15 protein-coding genes are annotated in these 16,753 nt (G+C 41.7%); 1 reads left to right on the forward strand and 14 read right to left on the reverse strand.

Going from position 1 to position 16,753, the window contains the following annotated elements; translation table 11 throughout:
• Positions 1-25 precede the first annotated feature (25 nt).
• From MAMMFC1_RS05225 to MAMMFC1_RS05290, 14 genes are all read right to left on the reverse strand, one after another.
• Positions 26-1,633 carry a flagellar hook protein FlgE gene (locus MAMMFC1_RS05225; RefSeq protein WP_126307095.1) on the reverse strand — a complete coding sequence of 536 codons (1,608 nt, stop codon included), beginning with the start codon at positions 1,631-1,633 and terminating at the stop codon, positions 26-28.
• A 136-nt stretch (positions 1,634-1,769) separates the two neighbouring features.
• A complete protein-coding gene (locus tag MAMMFC1_RS05230; protein ID WP_126307097.1) occupies positions 1,770-2,201 on the reverse strand; it encodes a flagellar hook assembly protein FlgD in 432 nt (143 codons plus the stop codon).
• 342 nt (positions 2,202-2,543) lie between these two features.
• Positions 2,544-2,918 (reverse strand): hypothetical protein, encoded by a 375-nt coding sequence (locus tag MAMMFC1_RS05235; protein ID WP_126307099.1) that lies wholly within the window; start codon positions 2,916-2,918, stop codon positions 2,544-2,546.
• A 107-nt stretch (positions 2,919-3,025) separates the two neighbouring features.
• Complete coding sequence (gene rfbG, locus MAMMFC1_RS05240) at positions 3,026-4,102, reverse strand: CDP-glucose 4,6-dehydratase (RefSeq protein WP_126307101.1); 1,077 nt, start codon at positions 4,100-4,102, stop codon at positions 3,026-3,028.
• Between the two features lie 11 nt (positions 4,103-4,113).
• A complete protein-coding gene (locus MAMMFC1_RS05245) occupies positions 4,114-5,031 on the reverse strand; it encodes an SDR family oxidoreductase (RefSeq protein ID WP_126307103.1) in 918 nt (305 codons plus the stop codon).
• Positions 5,013-5,789: a glucose-1-phosphate cytidylyltransferase gene (gene rfbF, locus MAMMFC1_RS05250; protein WP_126307105.1), complete on the reverse strand. Its 777-nt coding sequence runs from the start codon at positions 5,787-5,789 to the stop codon at positions 5,013-5,015. The genes MAMMFC1_RS05245 and rfbF overlap by 19 nt, the downstream gene beginning before the upstream one ends.
• Positions 5,790-5,823: 34 nt before the next feature.
• Entirely contained in the window at positions 5,824-6,363 is a 540-nt protein-coding gene (gene rfbC, locus MAMMFC1_RS05255; RefSeq protein ID WP_126307107.1) for a dTDP-4-dehydrorhamnose 3,5-epimerase, read from the reverse strand.
• 29 nt (positions 6,364-6,392) lie between these two features.
• Complete coding sequence (locus MAMMFC1_RS05260; RefSeq protein ID WP_126307109.1) at positions 6,393-7,406, reverse strand: radical SAM/SPASM domain-containing protein; 1,014 nt, start codon at positions 7,404-7,406, stop codon at positions 6,393-6,395.
• A gap of 31 nt (positions 7,407-7,437) precedes the next feature.
• Positions 7,438-8,445 carry a radical SAM/SPASM domain-containing protein gene (locus MAMMFC1_RS05265; protein WP_126307111.1) on the reverse strand — a complete coding sequence of 336 codons (1,008 nt, stop codon included), beginning with the start codon at positions 8,443-8,445 and terminating at the stop codon, positions 7,438-7,440.
• 45 nt (positions 8,446-8,490) lie between these two features.
• Entirely contained in the window at positions 8,491-9,510 is a 1,020-nt protein-coding gene (locus MAMMFC1_RS05270) for a radical SAM/SPASM domain-containing protein (protein WP_126307113.1), read from the reverse strand.
• A 20-nt stretch (positions 9,511-9,530) separates the two neighbouring features.
• Positions 9,531-10,724 (reverse strand): FkbM family methyltransferase, encoded by a 1,194-nt coding sequence (locus MAMMFC1_RS05275; protein ID WP_126307115.1) that lies wholly within the window; start codon positions 10,722-10,724, stop codon positions 9,531-9,533.
• Positions 10,717-12,012 (reverse strand): glycosyltransferase family 4 protein, encoded by a 1,296-nt coding sequence (locus MAMMFC1_RS05280; protein WP_232035678.1) that lies wholly within the window; start codon positions 12,010-12,012, stop codon positions 10,717-10,719. The genes MAMMFC1_RS05275 and MAMMFC1_RS05280 overlap by 8 nt, the downstream gene beginning before the upstream one ends.
• A 63-nt stretch (positions 12,013-12,075) precedes the next feature.
• Positions 12,076-13,770, reverse strand: coding sequence for a glycosyltransferase family 2 protein (locus tag MAMMFC1_RS05285; RefSeq protein ID WP_126307119.1), 1,695 nt, complete (start codon positions 13,768-13,770; stop codon positions 12,076-12,078).
• A gap of 42 nt (positions 13,771-13,812) precedes the next feature.
• The gene (locus MAMMFC1_RS05290; protein WP_126307121.1) at positions 13,813-15,777 is read right to left on the reverse strand and encodes a glycosyltransferase; all 1,965 of its coding nucleotides are present in this window, start codon (positions 15,775-15,777) and stop codon (positions 13,813-13,815) included.
• Positions 15,778-15,948: 171 nt separating this feature from the next.
• Here MAMMFC1_RS05290 and MAMMFC1_RS05295 point away from each other — a divergent pair, with 171 nt between their 5' ends.
• Positions 15,949-16,752 carry a GNAT family N-acetyltransferase gene (locus tag MAMMFC1_RS05295; protein WP_197723917.1) on the forward strand — a complete coding sequence of 268 codons (804 nt, stop codon included), beginning with the start codon at positions 15,949-15,951 and terminating at the stop codon, positions 16,750-16,752.
• Position 16,753 lies beyond the last annotated feature (1 nt).

Genomic DNA, 16,753 nt, shown 5'->3' on the forward strand with positions numbered 1-16,753 from the left:
GTTGCACCTCCTCCTTCTGCTCAGGTTATACCATATTGATGAGGGTTTTCATCATTTCATCGGAGGCGGTAATAATCTTGCTGTTGGCCTGATAAGCCCGCTGGGTAATCATCATTTCACTAAACTGATCCGACAGATCGACATTGGACATCTCCAATGTGCCTGTACTCAGTGACCCGGTGCCGTTGCTGCCGGCAGCCACTCCGCCGGTAAAATCCCCGGAGTTGGCGGTAGTAACATATAAATTGCCGCCGATCTTCTCCAAACCTTCCGGATTATTGAAAACAGCCAGGGCAATCATGCCTAACGGTTGGGTCTGATTGTTGCTGTAAGTGCCTGTAATCACTCCGTCGTTGCCGATGCTGACGCTTTGCAGCGTACCCGCCGCATAACCGTCACTTGCACTAACTTTAACCACATTGTCGTCGGAGTCTTGCTGGGTGGTCTGGGAAATACCCGTCAGGTCCACAGACATGGTGATATCGGTACCTTCCGTCGCAAGTGTCAGCGTAGGTGTGGTATTGTAGTTGGTCGGGTCGGTAGTGACGATTTTGCCATCCGAGTCAAACAGGATATAGCCGCTGCTGGGGGTCACGCCATTGGCGGTGGAAGCGGCTTCCCAGTACCAGCTGGTTTGACCGGTAGTGGTATCGGTATAGCATTTAGTATAATTTATTGTTAAATCGTAAGCGTTGCCTTGTGAGTCGTAAGCCGTTACGGTCGTCGTCTCAGGCCAATCGTAAGCGGCGGTAAAGGTCGTCGTGCCGGCGGTTGCGCTGGCGGTGGAAGCCAGGGTGATGGATTCGCCGCCACTTCCGGTGAGAGTAGCCCCGTCGGTGAGGTCTTCGTCAGTGAGGGTGGCAACCGTATTGCCGCTTGCGTCTGTCACCGTGATGTCGTAGTTTCCTGTAGTGGCGCCGGCTGTTAATGTGATGGTATACGCGCTGTTTTCCGTCAGACCGGAAGCAGCAGAAATACTGATGCTGGCGCTATTGCTTGTGGCGGATACTTCTTGCCCGAGAGTGCCGATGGTATCCAGCGCCGTTCCTGCGGCGGTCTCGGACGGATCGAGGTTGCCTTTAAGAGTGGCAGTGGTAGTGGCTTTCGGCGCAATGTACTCTTTGTTGCCATTGTAGGAATCGGAATAGAGGTTAATTGCTTCTACCTCTTTTTGCGTGTTATATTCATAGGTTCCGTCAGCTAGCTTATCGTAATCCAGCCAGCCGCAGACTTTATAGCCGTTCACAGTAAGGTTTCCATCCTCATCCATGTCGAAACTTCCGTCTCTGGTAAATTGATAAGTTCCCGTCGGACCGCCCGTGACAATGAAAAATCCGTCGCCACTAATGGATGCGTCGGTGGCAACGCCGGTAGATTGGGCCGTGCCGACGGTCATGTCAAGGTTTACTGACGCCACATTGACACCTAGCCCTAACTGAATGGGATTCGTGCCGCCTTTACTGGCGCTTGAACCGGTAGCGTTACTGAGAGTCTGACTCAGCAAATCGCTGAAACTGACTGTTTGCTGTTTATAACCGGTAGTGCTGACATTGGCGATGTTATTAGCAATTACACCCATCTTGGTTGATTGGGCTTTAAGGCCGGCTACGGCTGAATATACTGATGGCATCATACAGAAGATTACCCCCTAAATGTTTGTGCTTATTTACCTTTATGGATATGCTATTTCTTCTGTCGTTCAGAAATAGCCGTCAGCCTCCCCCGCCGGGGTCCGGCTGCAATACTTTTATCATGCCGACAGATCCGCTTTAGGTAGAAGTGCTGTCTGTGTCTGCGTTTGTCACCTCGTATACCGAGCTGAGTTCCACTTTTGTGCCGTCAATATTCAGATAGACGCCCGCACTGGATGAACTCACCGAGTCCACGACACCCGTTGCCGTGGTTGTCGTTCCGCCGGAATCAGTCGTCTGGTACGACACTTCCTTGCCAATCAGACTTATCGCCTGGGAAGTACCCTCCATGGTGTAAATGTTATTCAGTTGTTGCAATGATTCGATCCCGACCATCTGCGACATATACTCGGAGGTATCTAATGGGTCGGTGGGGTCCTGATACTGTAGTTCGGTTGTCAGCAACGTAAGAAAATCATTAAAATCAATGGTGGTATTGCTGTCCGTCGTGCTGCTGACGGTAGTGGCGGTATTCGAAGCAAGGGAACTGATTGATGTGGTTGAACTCATTTGTTTTCCTCCTTCGCCTCTTGTGAGGCCCCTTAATAAAAAATGGTTAGGCTGCCCAATTTAATAATCACTATCTTAATCTTCGCAAATGATAATTGGATTTTTGTTGGAATAAGTAGGTAAATTATATTTTTTGTCGGAAAATCGCAAAGAATTGTTAATCCAGCCTTTTAAAGCGGGAAAGGAGTTCCTCAATCTTAGCGATTACGCTGCTAAAAACTTATCAATTTAGTACAAAAAGAGGACTTGACGCACCTACGTCAAGTCCTCTTTTTGTACTGATATTATCTTGTTGTTACAGCCAATTGGAAATTGTATAAGCTGAATAACGATTTCGGTTATTTATAAGTATTTGGTTTGGCTCGCATAAGCGCTTAGAGCGCTCAGGGTTGTAGCGTCGGTAGTTGTAGACTGGCTGCCTAAATTGCTCATATTGTTTACTGCCTTACAGGAGCCGCAATTGGTACAGGTTTCCTTACCCATTACGCAATTGGACGTACCGCTGCTGCCGCTGCTGCCGCCCGCGCCGCCAATACCTCCGCTTTTGGCTGCAGAACTCATTTCAAAGGTATCAACGCCGGCTATACCGGCTACGCTTTGCGTTGTTTGCTGCTGCGAATTACTATTGCTATTGTTTTGGCTGGTTGAACCGGCAGCGTTTAAAGCCATAGACATAGAATACAAATAATCATAAGAATTCACCGGTGAAACAGACATCCGAATTTCCTCCCTTGTCCAATATTTTTCTCTTTCTAAGTATCGATGTTTAGTTTTTGAATCATCTTTGATAGCCACTTCCGTTATCAAAAAAATTTTTTTATGTATCAAACGTTTCGTTCATATTCTTGTATTTGCTTTAAAGTATACTCATACATATTTTCATTTTCTTTATTTTCATAGTACTTTTTATACCACTGAATGGTTTTATCTACAGCGTCATAAACAGCATATGCCGGTTGCCATTTTAAATAAGCTTGCGCCTTACTGATATCAAGTTTAAGCAAATGAGCCTCATGCGGCTGCTCATGCTTATCTATCCGGATACCGCCTTTTCCCCATATCTTTATCGCCATCTGCAAAATTTCTTCAACGTTCAAAACATCGATATCTCTTGGCCCAAAATTCCAGGCGCTGCTATATTTTTCTCTATCGGCAAGCATCATAACTCCCAGTCGCAAATAACCTGACAAAGGTTCAAGCACATGCTGCCATGGCCTTGCCGCCAGCGGATTTCTAACGAAGATCGGTCTGTGTTCAGCTACTGATCTTACAAAATCAGGTATCAGTCTATCCGTTGCCCAGTCACCGCCGCCTATTACATTGCCGGCTCTGGCCGAAGCCAACGCGATATTTTTATCATTAAAAAAACTGTTTCTGTAGGCTGATACTACCAGTTCCGCACAGCCTTTACTTGAACTATAGGGGTCATATCCTCCCATCGCATCCGTTTCTCGGTAGCCATAGACCCATTCCCTGTTTTCATAACATTTGTCGGTAGTAATTACAATTACTGCCGCCACAGTGTTTGTATTTTTAGCCGCTTCAAGTACGTTGACTGTTCCCATGACATTGGTTTCGTACGTCTCTTTGGCGTATACATATGAATATCTCACCAGCGGTTGTGCCGCTAAATGAAAAACCATTTCCGGTTTGTACTCTTTAAAAGTATTGGTTAGTTTTATTTCATCTCTTATATCACCAATTATGGTTGTAATCTTTTCGTTTAATCTGCATACCTGAAACATAGAAGGCTCGGTCTGAGGGGGCAAAGAATATCCCATGACCTTCGCTCCAAGTTTATTGAGCCAGCTTGATAGCCATGAGCCTTTGAAACCGGTGTTACCTGTTACCAGTACTTTTTTGCCCCGGTATGTATCCATATCCTTGCGCAGATTACTCATCGGCAGACTCCTCATTTATCGGCAAGATATTTTTTTATTTCTTTGCATCCTTCCACAACACTTAGCGGCTGATTTTTTAATAATGCCGCTATTTTGTCTGCCTTTAAGCCTGCCCGAAGCGGCCGTTTGGCCACCTGACCGAGTGTTTTCGTTTCTACCGGCAGTACTAAGTTTGGATTCAAATTCAATATCTTGGCTGCTTTGGCGGCGAAACTATATCTGTCGATAACATCTCCTCCAACCATATTATAAACACCAACAAGATTTAAATCGCAGCTTTCTTTAATCATGTTGGCCAGGTTAGGGCAATAAGTCGGACTGCTAATCTGATCTATGGGAACTTTCATAGCTTTATTATTGCTGAGATTTCTTATTAACTGCATCATAAAGTTTTTTGATTCCGTATCCCATCCATATACAACGGTCGTTCTGGCAATTAAATATTTATCCAGCTCTTTAATTACTATTTTTTCGGCCGCAAGCTTTGACTCACCATAATAATTTATGGGCAGCGGAACGCTGTTTTCATCGTATGGCCCATTATTCCCGTCAAATACATACTCGCTCGAAACATATACGGCCGTACAGCCATACAGCTTACATTGTTCCGCTATATGCCTTATGCCAATCACATTTATTTTATAAGCTTCTTCTTTGTTTACTTCACAATAATCCACATTGGTTAAAGCCGCCGTAATGATCACAATATTAGGGTGATATTTCTGAAAAATACTCTTCACGCTTTCTACAGCGGTAATATCTAAATGCTCACAGTAAGGCAAAGTATTTTGGGCATAAGTACCGTACGTTTCATAATTTTCTGCATCAGCTTTAAAAGTTTTATATAGCTCTTTTCCTAAAAATCCAGAGGCGCCAATGATTAATACGCGGCTTTTCTTACAGCCGCCATTTAACTCCATATGTTCCATGGCGCCTTACCGCTTTCCCATAATGCTTCCAGGTTAATTTTATCCCTTTGCGTATCCATGCATTTCCAAAATCCGGTATGCTTATATGTCATTATTTGGCCTTCCTCGGCAAGCCTGGATAAAGGCGCGCCTTCAAAAGCGATATGGTCCCCCTCTATATAATCGAAAACCTTGGGTTCAAGTACAAAAAATCCGCCGTTAATCCAGGCATCAAGAGCTTTAGGTTTTTCGACAAACTCCAAAACCGTAGCGTCGTCATTTAGTCCTAATACGCCATATCTGCCGCTTGGCTGAACGGCCGTAATGGTGGCAAGCTTGCCGTGGGACTTGTGAAAAGCGACTAGTTCGCTGATATCAACATCAGCTACTCCATCGCCGTAGGTAAGCATAAAGGTCTCCTCACCGATATACTTTTTTATCCGCTTAATCCGGCCCCCGGTCAATGTATCCAGTCCCGTATTAGCAAGGGTAACCTTCCATGATTCTACCTCCGCGCTTGAATGTATCTTCAACTTATTATTAGACAAATCAAAAGTAACATCTGATCCATGCAAAAAATAATCGGCAAAATACTCTTTTATCATATATCCTTTGTAACCTAGACAAATTACAAAGTCGTTAAACTTAAAATGTGAATATAGTTTCATAATATGCCACAGGATAGGCCGTTCGCCAATTTCAATCATTGGTTTAGGTTTTAAATGAGATTCTTCACTTATACGCGTTCCATAGCCACCGGCAAGAATAACAACCTTCATAAAGTTTTCTTCCTCTCCTATCCCGTCAGTTTAATTAGAATATGCTGACAAAATCATTAAACCCGGGTAAACTCTTATCTTTGTCAGATAATATAGGATTTTGCACCGGCCAGGGAATTGCGGCGGAATCCCAGCGAAAACCGGATTCCAGCCCAGGGGAATATACCGACGACATTTTATAAATAACTGTTGTGCAATCCTCCAATACCAAATAACCGTGAGCCAAGCCGCTGGGAATATACACAATATTATGTTTAACAGCATCGACATAAAAGGCTACGTGCTGCCCGTAGGTGGGAGAATTTTTGCGAACATCAACCGCAACATCAAAAATACTGCCGCTAGCGCAATAAATTAGTTTGGCCTGCTGCAACGGCGGATTCTGCAAATGCATGCCGCGTAAAACGCCTTTATGCGATATTACCATTAAATCTTCATTAAAATTGTGCTCAACACCTAATGTTTGAAAAAAATCACTGTGAAAAGGTTTTATGGATATACCCCTATGATCGTTAAAAATATTGGGAGTAAGTTCCAGACAGCCGTCAATTTTTGTCTTATGCAATTGATACATTTACTTCACCCCGGCTAAAATTAGTAACTTTAATACAAACTTTTTAAACGTTGTACATAAGGGTCGAGTATATCTTCAGGGAATACCCCGTATTTGTATAACGAGCAATTACAACATCTGCCGGCATTTTCCACTCCCGCAAGCATTAGCCGGCGAAACCGCGAAAGCTTTTCACCATGCCAAATATTAGGAATGCTTTGCTCCGAGGCATTGCCGAAAACACCGGGATAGGCCATGGAACAGCATGGCACAATGGCTCCGTCGGGATTTATCTGTATCATATAAAAAGGCTGCGGACATATGGATGTTTCTAGCATATAACTCCCGTTTTGCGTAATGTTTAAGGGGTTCGCACCGGCAAGGGTTGTGTAATCAATACCCTGTACCGTAGGAGTTAGATGCTCAATGGCAATTGTATCGCTTACTTCGCCAAAAATATCAAAAAAACGCTCTCTTTCCATCTCGTTGGTAAGGGCACAATCAATTATCTTGATATACACTTTGGTATTCCTTTTTTGTTTATAAAAAAAGTGAAGATTGTTTATAAAGTTAGCAAAATTCATATTGACATTTGCTAATTTTTTATATCCAGCTTCAGAAACACCCTGGATAGAAATCCGCAATTTATCCAGTCCGGCGTTTATCAGGGCCAGAGACAATTCTTCATTAAGTAAAACGCCATTAGTTACGATGTCGATACTTTCGGCAATGCCTTTTGATTTTGCATAGCTAACCATTGCCGCAATATTTTTATGCAATAAAGGTTCGCCGATGCCGGCAAACCTTAGCATCTTAAGCTTGTTCTTAAAGCCGGCCAGGTCATTTATACACTTTTTATATAGATGAATATCCATAAAAGTTTCCTCAGATATATACCCATGCTGTTCACGCGGCAAAGCGTGCAAACAATAGCCACACCTAAAGTTGCAGCCATAAACGGGGAATATCTGAATCAAAAAGGGGGTAGCGAGCGGCAGTGCTTCTCCTAAAATAGTACGCCGGCCGCCAGGCGTGACACTTGAAACGACTTTATCGCTTGTCAAAGCAACCGCTCCTTTTCCCGCTCACAGCCGATTAGCACAGCCGCCGCAACAAATGGTCCGCCGCCTCATCCAATACATCTTCCTGATGGGAAACATCGTCCGGCGCACAGCATACGGCGCATTTAGGATTATTGTTGCGCTGCTTGCTAAGCTGCATGATCTGAAAGTTCCGCAATTTCCGGCTGTTCCATATATTATAAAGCGTATCTTCATTTACATTGCCAATTACAACCGGCTTGTAAATTGTGTCACAAGGCTCTACATCTCCATCGGGAAATATTCCCAGCATGAAAAATGGCAGTGGACATATTTTCCTGGGGTGATGTACTCTGCCGTAGCGATCCGCAGTAACCCCAGCCGCACTGCCTGTATAATTCACACCGTCGTAAACAGGCCGGCACTGCTCAATATACATCCGGTCACTAATATCAGCAAAAAGAGTATAAAATTTTTCGTCCTCGCCGGTTTCCAGGGCAACATCCATTACTTTTACATAAACATTGCATTTTTTTTTATTTTTATAGAAGTAGCAAATGTTAGCAATAAATTCTTCAAAATCCAGGCTATAGCCGCAAACATTCATATATTTAGCGCTTGAGAGGCCTTGAAGGGATATCCTTATGGTGTCCAGACCTGCATCAATTAAAGCCTTTGATGTATCGCGGGTAAGCAATGAAGCGTTGGTTATTATCTCTACCCTTTCGGCTATATTCGCTTTTTTAGCAAGTTCTATCATGCGGCATAGATTTTTATTCATAAGCGGTTCGCCATGACCAGTCAGCGATATCATTTTTAAACGGTTGGGGAACTCCTTCGCCTGGACAATAATATTCTGATAAGTATTCATCGGCATGTTTTGGGCTGCAAAATCATATTTTTCTTTCATCTTGGCCTGCCCCAGGGAGTGTCCGCAATATACGCATTTAAAATTACAATGTGTTGTAGGAAATACAAACAGGGTAAAAGGCGAATTAAGCGGCACTGCATTTGCGAGTTTAACTCTTTCCAGTCCGCATATGGGTTTTATTTCAGATGCCATACATAAACACATCCTAAAAGTATTAGAAATACTTTAGATATTAATCTAAAAATGTCTTAATAACTGCCCGGCCACGTCGTCAAGATATTCATTTGCATCTAACACGCAATTGCAGGCTGAACAGGTTGCGCATACAGAAATTTTGCGGCGATTAAGCATTAAATGGCTGCGTATTAAGTTTTTTCGCCGCCGGCCGTGCCATATTTGTACAATGGATTCTTCATTTATATTGCCCATGGCAAATTTTTCGGGAAGTCCGCCGACAGGACAAGGGAATACATTACCGTCGGCGTCAATCTGAAGCATATAAAATATTACCGGGCACACATGACGATATATAACATCTTCATTATTAAGATTGCGGGAATTATCGGCTTTTCCGCCATGATCCCCCATCTGCTGCTGAAGAGTTATTAAATGTTCAATAAACATTTGATCACTTATGTTGCCAAAAAGCTTGTAAAACTTGTATTTATCCTTCTCTCCATCAAGCAGAGAATCAATTATTTTGATAAATATCAAACAATTTCTTTTGTGCGTATATAAATAAGTCAGATTTTCGTATATTGTATCAAAATCGACTTTTGTACCTGATACTTCTTTATACTTTTGCGAATCCAGCCCTTGCAGCGATATTTGAATCCTTGTTGTTCCTGCCGCAATCAACTGATCAGAAATCGCCGGTGAAAGCAGGGATGCATTTGTTAAAATATCAAGTCGCTGGGCCATGCCCGAATCCCTGGCCCGCCCTATCATCTTGGGAAGCTCCGGATTCATCAAAGGTTCTCCCAATCCTGAAAACACTAACCTTTTGGGGTGTTCAGGAAACAGCATAAATTGTTCTAAAATCTTTTCATACATAGCAAAATCCATATTCTTGATTTGATAACCGGTTTTAGCAAATTCGCCGTTTTCATCTCCTCTGGTAGTGTGCAAACAGTAAAAACATTTAAAATTGCAATAACGGGTGGGTTCAATAAAAATAGTAAACGGCGTATTCAACGGTATTAAATTGGCAAGGCGCTGACGATTCGTGTCATAGCTGGGTTTTACTTCCGCGTTCATAAGTTTAATATCCTTTCCGGCTATTCTTCACACGTTGCGTATAATATCGTTTCCATGCCATGCAGGGCATGACAACGCAAATAAAACTTATAATTTGAATTAAAACTTTGTATTAATAGCGGGATTTCCCACATATGCTCTATTTTATGATAGACACTCACAGCCAGATCCGGCGCATATTGCCTGATAATATTTTCCGCCCCCAAAAGCGCCTCATATTCGGCTCCTTCAATATCCATTTTTATAAAAGTCGGCGCAAAATCCCTTAACACATCATCTAATGCCACACATTGAATAAACATATCTCCTGCTGGGGAAATAGCACTGGAACTCTGAATTCCGGCTTTAAACCGCAATATTTCAGTTTCCTTCCACACTCCACAAGGAAACAATATCTCCTCATTGGCCACCCGTGAACCGTTTAAATTTTCTCGCAGCTTTTTAAAATTATTGCTTTCCGGTTCAAACAATGCTACCTTATCCACTGATTTTTTACACTGTTTTAAGGCAAACACGGTATCTCCGTCATAAGTGCCGCAATCAATAAAACGTGAATATCCTTTTGCAAAAGAAATATCATTAACAAAATATTGTTTTTCTTGGTCTGGCGGCGAGAATAAATCCGGATTGGAATTTAAAATGGCATTAAGAAAATTATAATAAACTTCTCTGCTTTTCTCATCACATAAGGAATTAGCAACATTCAGTACTTTTTCTTGCGTATTTTTTAATATAATATCTGTATGAATATCTTTATGGTTGTTAAGGTTGTAGCTGCTAAAATTTTCCTTTGTAATATTTTCTGTAATTACTAAATTATATATGTCGTGATAATAACAACTGTTTTTATAACCTAGTTTGAGAAGCCCTTCTTTTATGTCTTGTAATTCTTCATAACTGCATAAGAGGGCAATAATAACAAAGGAATTACCTTTAAGATCAGCGTTAAGGTTATCAGCATCAGCTCTATGTACCGGCTTATTCAAATGACTCGTTAAGCTATCGGCACGCTTATCCATAAATCCTTCAATTTCAATATTTAATTCTTTTAACAAATAGTATGTCATTGTTCCCGCATTTCCCGCGCCATAAATATACACTTTGGCCGAGGAAAGCTGATTTGAAAAATTTTTTCTATTTTCGCTATTATAAGAACTAATAATATTTTTAATTTGTTGGCTAAAACTACTATAACTATTATTATAATTATTCACGCATTTCTCCCTCTCCAATTATTTCTGCCCAAGTTTTCAGCATGGCATCGCCGGGATATTCTCTTTGATAATGAAAGACTGAAGATTTATTGCTTTGCTTTAATAATGGACTTGTAGATAAAATTAGCTTTTTAATATTTTCAGTTTGATTAAAAATTTCGGCTTCCATACTTATTTTAAAAGATTGGCAATCCTTGCCCAAGCACGATATAAACCATTCCGCCGGGGAGTTTCCCATATGTTTTCTAAAATTTAAAATTTGTTTTGGTTGCTGCATTGCTATTTCGCAATTTCTATAAAAAGAGTCCGACAGCTTTTTCAAGGTAAATTTGCTTAGAACGTGTTCTCTCGCATTTTTGCCGAGAAATCTTCGAAATTCCGGATTATTATATAATAAATTCATTGCCTGACCATATTCTTCTCTACCGGAAACTAAAATACCGGTTTTGCCATCTTGTACTATATACTTTTCTGTTAACTGATTTAAAACCACCGGCGGAACTTCAGCAGCCATAGCCTCAAGAATTGCGTTTTCGGTAGTACAGGTATGATAAGGCATTAAAGGATATCCAAACACATCAAATTGAGCGAGCACTGGCTTAATATCATTTACATAACCAATGTAAATGAAAGGATTTTTAATATTTTTTTCCCTGATCTGCCTATCAACCTGTTGTTTGGCAGGCGCATCGCCGGCCAGAATAAATTTGGCTGCCGGAATATTAACAGCGTCGCAAAAATCCACAAAATCCGGGTGAAGTTTGGAATATCCGACAAGACCTAAATAACCGATATTAAAGCCGCTATGTTGTTCACGGTCAATTTTAGGGAAATCGTCAAAACCGCCACAACCGTATACCAGGCCCGCTTTATCTTTTAATACATTTTTCGGTAGGTTGGCGAATACTTCGGCTTCATACGAAGCTTCAGTCGTAAAAAGCACCCTTGTTGACGCCAGCAATAGATTAGGATTTAAAGCAGGTACGGTAAGATTTGAGATGTGGGACCAAATTATCAGCCGCATAGGCATCCGCGGCAAATCATGTAGAAATTTAGCAATTCTAGGATGATGCCACCAATGAACCACGATGATATCGATATCACTTATTGCTAAACTGTTTTCCATCTCAAGATTATCCGGGCGTATTAAAATAGGAACACCTGCCGCTTTAGCTATTTCGACAAAATTATTTTTTACCGGCTCTTCCAGTAATACAATTTTATGAATTATTCGTCCATCACTACATGTTGCTAAACGGGATATTACATTGCCAACTCCGCCCCCCATATGGGGTGTTATATGAAGTATATTAAGCATATCAACCTGTCCAATCCAAAATACTATGCAATACTATGCTTTCTTGCCAATATTTAAAATATAGTCCTTGGCAGCGGCTTTTAAATATGCCTCCTCTGTATTGAACGAAATACTGTCAAGCATCTTTTTCATGTTTTTATCTATTGGATGCGGTTCCGCCACAATATCTTTGGCGCAACAGCCGTAATACTGCAAACGGCGATTAAACTCATCAAGGGAAATGTGGTGAATTATGCTGCTATCGGTGGCTATATCAACACCCGTTATTCTAAATAATGTTCCAATATCATAAGTATTTCTAAGCTTTAATAGCAGTTGGCCATCGCCTTCCAGAACCTGCAGTAATTGTTCTAAAAGCAGGTAAGGATGCCTGTAGGTATTGATTGGCTTACCCAACAGGATATAATCAAATTTTTCTTGACGAAAATATTCCGAAATATATTCTGTCCGGTCAACTGCCACTTGCCCGTCACAAATAGTTTTTAAGTCCAGCCAATATTTTGCCTCAGCAGAAAACGCCGATAATCTAACGTTAAAAATCCCTTTATCCCTAAGACTATTCTTGATTTCCAACAGAGGTGTTCCGCACGAAACATCAATACCTAAAATATTGGGGATTTTGCTTTCAAAAATTTTTTTGCCTGTAATATAAGACATCATGGTTGTTTCGTAATTGTTCACATCATCCCAAGCATCAAGGCCGTAATACTTATTCTTAAACGTAATGCGCCCTTTTGCCAGCGATTGTTTATATTCCTCCGGATTTTTCATTATTGTGTGTCCGGCGTGCTGCACAAAAACATCCTTGCAAAGGATGGCTTTATAGCCCGCTCTACGTACCCTGAAAGTTAAATCGTCATCCGCAAAGTCATGAAAAAAACCATAATCCTGTATGCCAACCATATCCAAACAAGCTTTGCTAAAAAGGGCCGTCGGTGGAATTAGCCGCAACCGTTCATGCCATTTTCTCGCATCGGAAATATTAAAGGCAGCGGCTTTTTTTTGCATATCATTAAAGTCGGTAAAATTTAAATTTACACTTTGCAAATTACTTACATTATCTGATACCGGGACTACCATCCCGATACGCTCGTCCGACATGGCACATTTAAGCATATTAACAAGCCAGTTTTTTGTGACATATATATCATTGCTGACTCCAACCACATAATTTCCGCTAGCAAGCTTCATACCTGAATTGGCGCCGTAAAATGCTCCTATGTTCTTGGTTACTCTCACGATTTTCTTATTCGGATGCGGAACCGATTTAAAATATTCAAATGTTGCATCGGCTGAACCATTGTCAACTAATATTAGTTCATAGTCAATGTTTGTTGTATATTTAAGGATGCACTCAATACAAGTTTTAGTATGTTTCTCGAGATTGTTGTATCCTAAAGCCACGATACTTACAAGTGGTGCATCACTATTACCCAGACTAAAGGCAACATTATTTCTGGCAGAATATATATTTTCGCCAGGCTGAGGCGCGGTTTGGTTATCCGTATTCGTTACTATAACCTCACAGGTATTTGGTCGCTCAGCAGCTCTGATCCTTGCCTTCATTAAAAATATTTCCACGTCATTGTCATTTTTTACTATGCTTTGATATTCTTCTATTAACTTTTTTGCTTCTGCTAAATTGGCGTTATTTATAAGATCTTCTACTGTAATTTTTATTTGCTTTTTACATTGTTCAAATTCATCTGCCGCCTTAGTTTTTTCCACTATTCCCCTGCTTTCATGGTATGTATTTCCCTGCCGGACGCGTCACCCTGCATGCTGCTTGATCTCTGCCATTGCTTCCGTTTCATTGCCATAGAAATCTTTTAATGCTTTAAACTTGCCCTTGATTACCCCGTCGTTACATTGTTGATATGACCACTCTAAATATTCGAAAATATCATACATAACATATCCGCACTCCAATGCATGAGAAAAAAAGTTTGCGGCTGCTGCAAAATCTTTTAATTTATAGCAACAAAAACCGGCTTTACAATAAATAGACTCGGACGGACCCGCTTCAGAAAACACCGCGTCAATCTTGTATAAATACATGTCAAGAGCATGGTGGAACAACTTCTTCCTGGCCAGAATATCACCAATTTGAACCGGAGCTTCAGCGAGCAAAAACCTTTTGCCCACATGTAAAAAAGCAATCAATTGATTTTCGTTACCTAGGTGGATAAGATGGATAAAATCATTTGTCAGCTCCAAATAGGATGAAAAATCTTCTGCCGCTAACACGCAGCCTTCTTCCGGCGCGAAGAAGGCTGTAATAATTCTCTGAAACGCAGGCCGCAATTGCGGTCCCAACAAATCCACCCAGCTTGGGGACCCACCGAGAAGCAAGGATACAACCGCCAACAGTTCTGCGCCTTGATCACCGGTCTCCCGAAAAAAAGCGGCGAAACCCTGAAAAGCCTGTTCAAACCGGCCATTCGTAAGCAAGAGTATACCGGCAGGTTCCCTGCGCCCAAACCGTTCAAACCTGATTTTGCAATAATAATCAAGCACTTTTTTCATTTTCAGTCTGGACAATTCCACAACCAAAAAGTCGACATCAGCTTCATCGTCCATATTGTACAGCCTGTTCATAAGACAGACGACATCAGCGGCATTTTGGGTTCTTATCAGCAACATCAGTCCATTAAACGCTTCTTGATTATATCTGTCCTGCTGTAATGTTTTTACATAGTAATCAAAAGCCGGGACATTTTCATTCATCATATCATAAAGCTTGGCGATGTTCAGATAAACCACGGAAACCAGTCCATAAAAATCGTTATTTAAATTAATATCGCCGTAACGCTCATTAGCCGCAATTGATTGAAAAAAGGATTCCAATGCTTGCCGGTAACGCCCGGTCTTCCTATAATATAAGGCTTGGTGCAGCAAAACTTCGGGATGGTGGGGAAACTTTTGTATTGCCTGATCCCGGATTGCTTCCATGGCTTCGTTACTATAGGTATTCAACCGCACCATGCTGGCTATCAGCGTCACATAAGGTTTATAGGCATACAGAGTATGAAACACCCCGCCGTGATCAATTGCTTTTTGGGCAAACTCTATCGCTTTTTCATACTGCCCTAATCGCCAATAGGCATCGCTCAAGTAGTAGTACGTCAGGTTCCGAACATTGCCGTTGTTTAAATCTTCTTCCAGCATGATTGTGTTGCGTTTTATTTTTTCGGGTATTGCTTCTTTGGTATAACCAGTGTGACAGATGACGATAAACTGCTTAGCGTCTCCTATCGACCTGGTAGGCTTACCGTGTTTATAAATTTGTTCGTGAACCTTCCCTTGATAGCGAATCACCCGGGAATTGCGAAATATCCGCACAGTCGGGTTAGTGCTCTTTAGCGGGCCGTCAACACCTTCCGTATTCTCCATCCGGCACACCACAGATTCAATCATCCGGTTACCGTGTATCTTGTCGATAAAAGGGCGAACGTTTTGTATTTTGCCAGGTAAAATATACTCATCAGCGTCCAGAAAAATAATCCAGTCCCCTTTAGCCTGCGTGAGCGCGTAATTTCGGGCAGCAGCGAAATCATTATTCCATTGGTACTGGAATACCTTTGCTCCCATTTGCCGGGCAATTTTGACGGTATCATCCGTCGAGCCGGTGTCGACAACAATCATCTCGGCGGCAATGTCTTTCACGCTTTGCAGACAGCGGCTGATATTATCCGCCTCATTTTTGACAATTACACATGCTGAAATTTTGGCCATGTTTATACTCCTGTATTACTTCTAACAGTAAAAATTCGACTTTTCTTTGCTAAAAGTGTTATCGATCGACAATCTTTGAAAACCATTGGAAAATCGAAAATAAAAACCTCCGTACCATGAGTATTTAAGCGTTACGTGTAGTATAATCAATTAAAGCAAGTCTGGTAAATATTGCGAATCATTGATTTCGACCGATACGATTTCGGCGATCCGCGGGAGGAGTTTAACCGCATTGTATGGTGTGCGACGGCAAGTCCGTATTTCGCAACTGGATGGCGTACCGCCTCCTTCCTCGGCAAGTATGGAAAGGTGTTTAAGGTGTTTGACGACCAAGATTCAGGCAACCTGTGTTTTGGTGTTCAAAATGGCGGTAGTCGCCTTGCAACACTTGACAAGGAGCTTCGTTTTTATTTGGCGCGCTCCCGCTCAACTTATGCCCGTATGCCCGAAATGCAAAAGCCGGTGTCTGACCTTGTTGTGGACGGTACAAAGACGCCGGAAGAGATAGCGGACGAGATATTAACTCGCATCGATACCCGCAATCACTACGACGCTCCCATTGATGGAAGTCATATCAAAATCGCTACAGAATCAGATTTTCACTACATACTTGACATTGGCCCATTTCGTCGTACTGAGTCAATTCGTCATGCAATTAAGCGCGATGAGTGCTATATCGCGGTTTATGATGGTGTTATAAAAGATTTTGCGATTATGAATTATACATTCTTTGATAACGGCTTTATAGAACTGTTAATGGTAGCGGAGAAATATAGGCAACACGGTATTGGCTTGGCACTGCTGAACCATCTGTTTGCAGTGTGTAAGCCGGAAAAGCTCTTTACATCAACCAACCAATCAAACAAGCCAATGCGAAAACTGCTTGGAAAATCTGGATTTACTTTCTGTGGTCAAATAGACGCTCTTGACGAAGGCGACCCAGAATTGTTCTTCGTAAAAAATAAGGCGGTGTAAT

Origin of the sequence: Methylomusa anaerophila, assembly GCF_003966895.1 — a bacterium.
Lineage (GTDB): Bacteria > Bacillota > Negativicutes > Sporomusales > Sporomusaceae > Methylomusa > Methylomusa anaerophila.

Excerpts from the sequence above, each read along its gene's own strand:
- MAMMFC1_RS05225 (WP_126307095.1), bottom strand. The coding sequence starts at position 1,633 with ATGATGCCATCAGTATATTCAGCCGTAGCCGGCCTTAAAGCCCAATCA.
- MAMMFC1_RS05230 (WP_126307097.1), bottom strand. The coding sequence starts at position 2,201 with ATGAGTTCAACCACATCAATCAGTTCCCTTGCTTCGAATACCGCCACT.
- MAMMFC1_RS05235 (WP_126307099.1), bottom strand. The coding sequence starts at position 2,918 with ATGTCTGTTTCACCGGTGAATTCTTATGATTATTTGTATTCTATGTCT.
- rfbG (WP_126307101.1), bottom strand. The coding sequence starts at position 4,102 with ATGAGTAATCTGCGCAAGGATATGGATACATACCGGGGCAAAAAAGTA.
- MAMMFC1_RS05245 (WP_126307103.1), bottom strand. The coding sequence starts at position 5,031 with ATGGAACATATGGAGTTAAATGGCGGCTGTAAGAAAAGCCGCGTATTA.
- rfbF (WP_126307105.1), bottom strand. The coding sequence starts at position 5,789 with ATGAAGGTTGTTATTCTTGCCGGTGGCTATGGAACGCGTATAAGTGAA.
- rfbC (WP_126307107.1), bottom strand. The coding sequence starts at position 6,363 with ATGTATCAATTGCATAAGACAAAAATTGACGGCTGTCTGGAACTTACT.
- MAMMFC1_RS05265 (WP_126307111.1), bottom strand. The coding sequence starts at position 8,445 with ATGGCATCTGAAATAAAACCCATATGCGGACTGGAAAGAGTTAAACTC.
- MAMMFC1_RS05270 (WP_126307113.1), bottom strand. The coding sequence starts at position 9,510 with ATGAACGCGGAAGTAAAACCCAGCTATGACACGAATCGTCAGCGCCTT.
- MAMMFC1_RS05280 (WP_232035678.1), bottom strand. The coding sequence starts at position 12,012 with ATGGGGGGCGGAGTTGGCAATGTAATATCCCGTTTAGCAACATGTAGT.
- MAMMFC1_RS05290 (WP_126307121.1), bottom strand. The coding sequence starts at position 15,777 with ATGGCCAAAATTTCAGCATGTGTAATTGTCAAAAATGAGGCGGATAAT.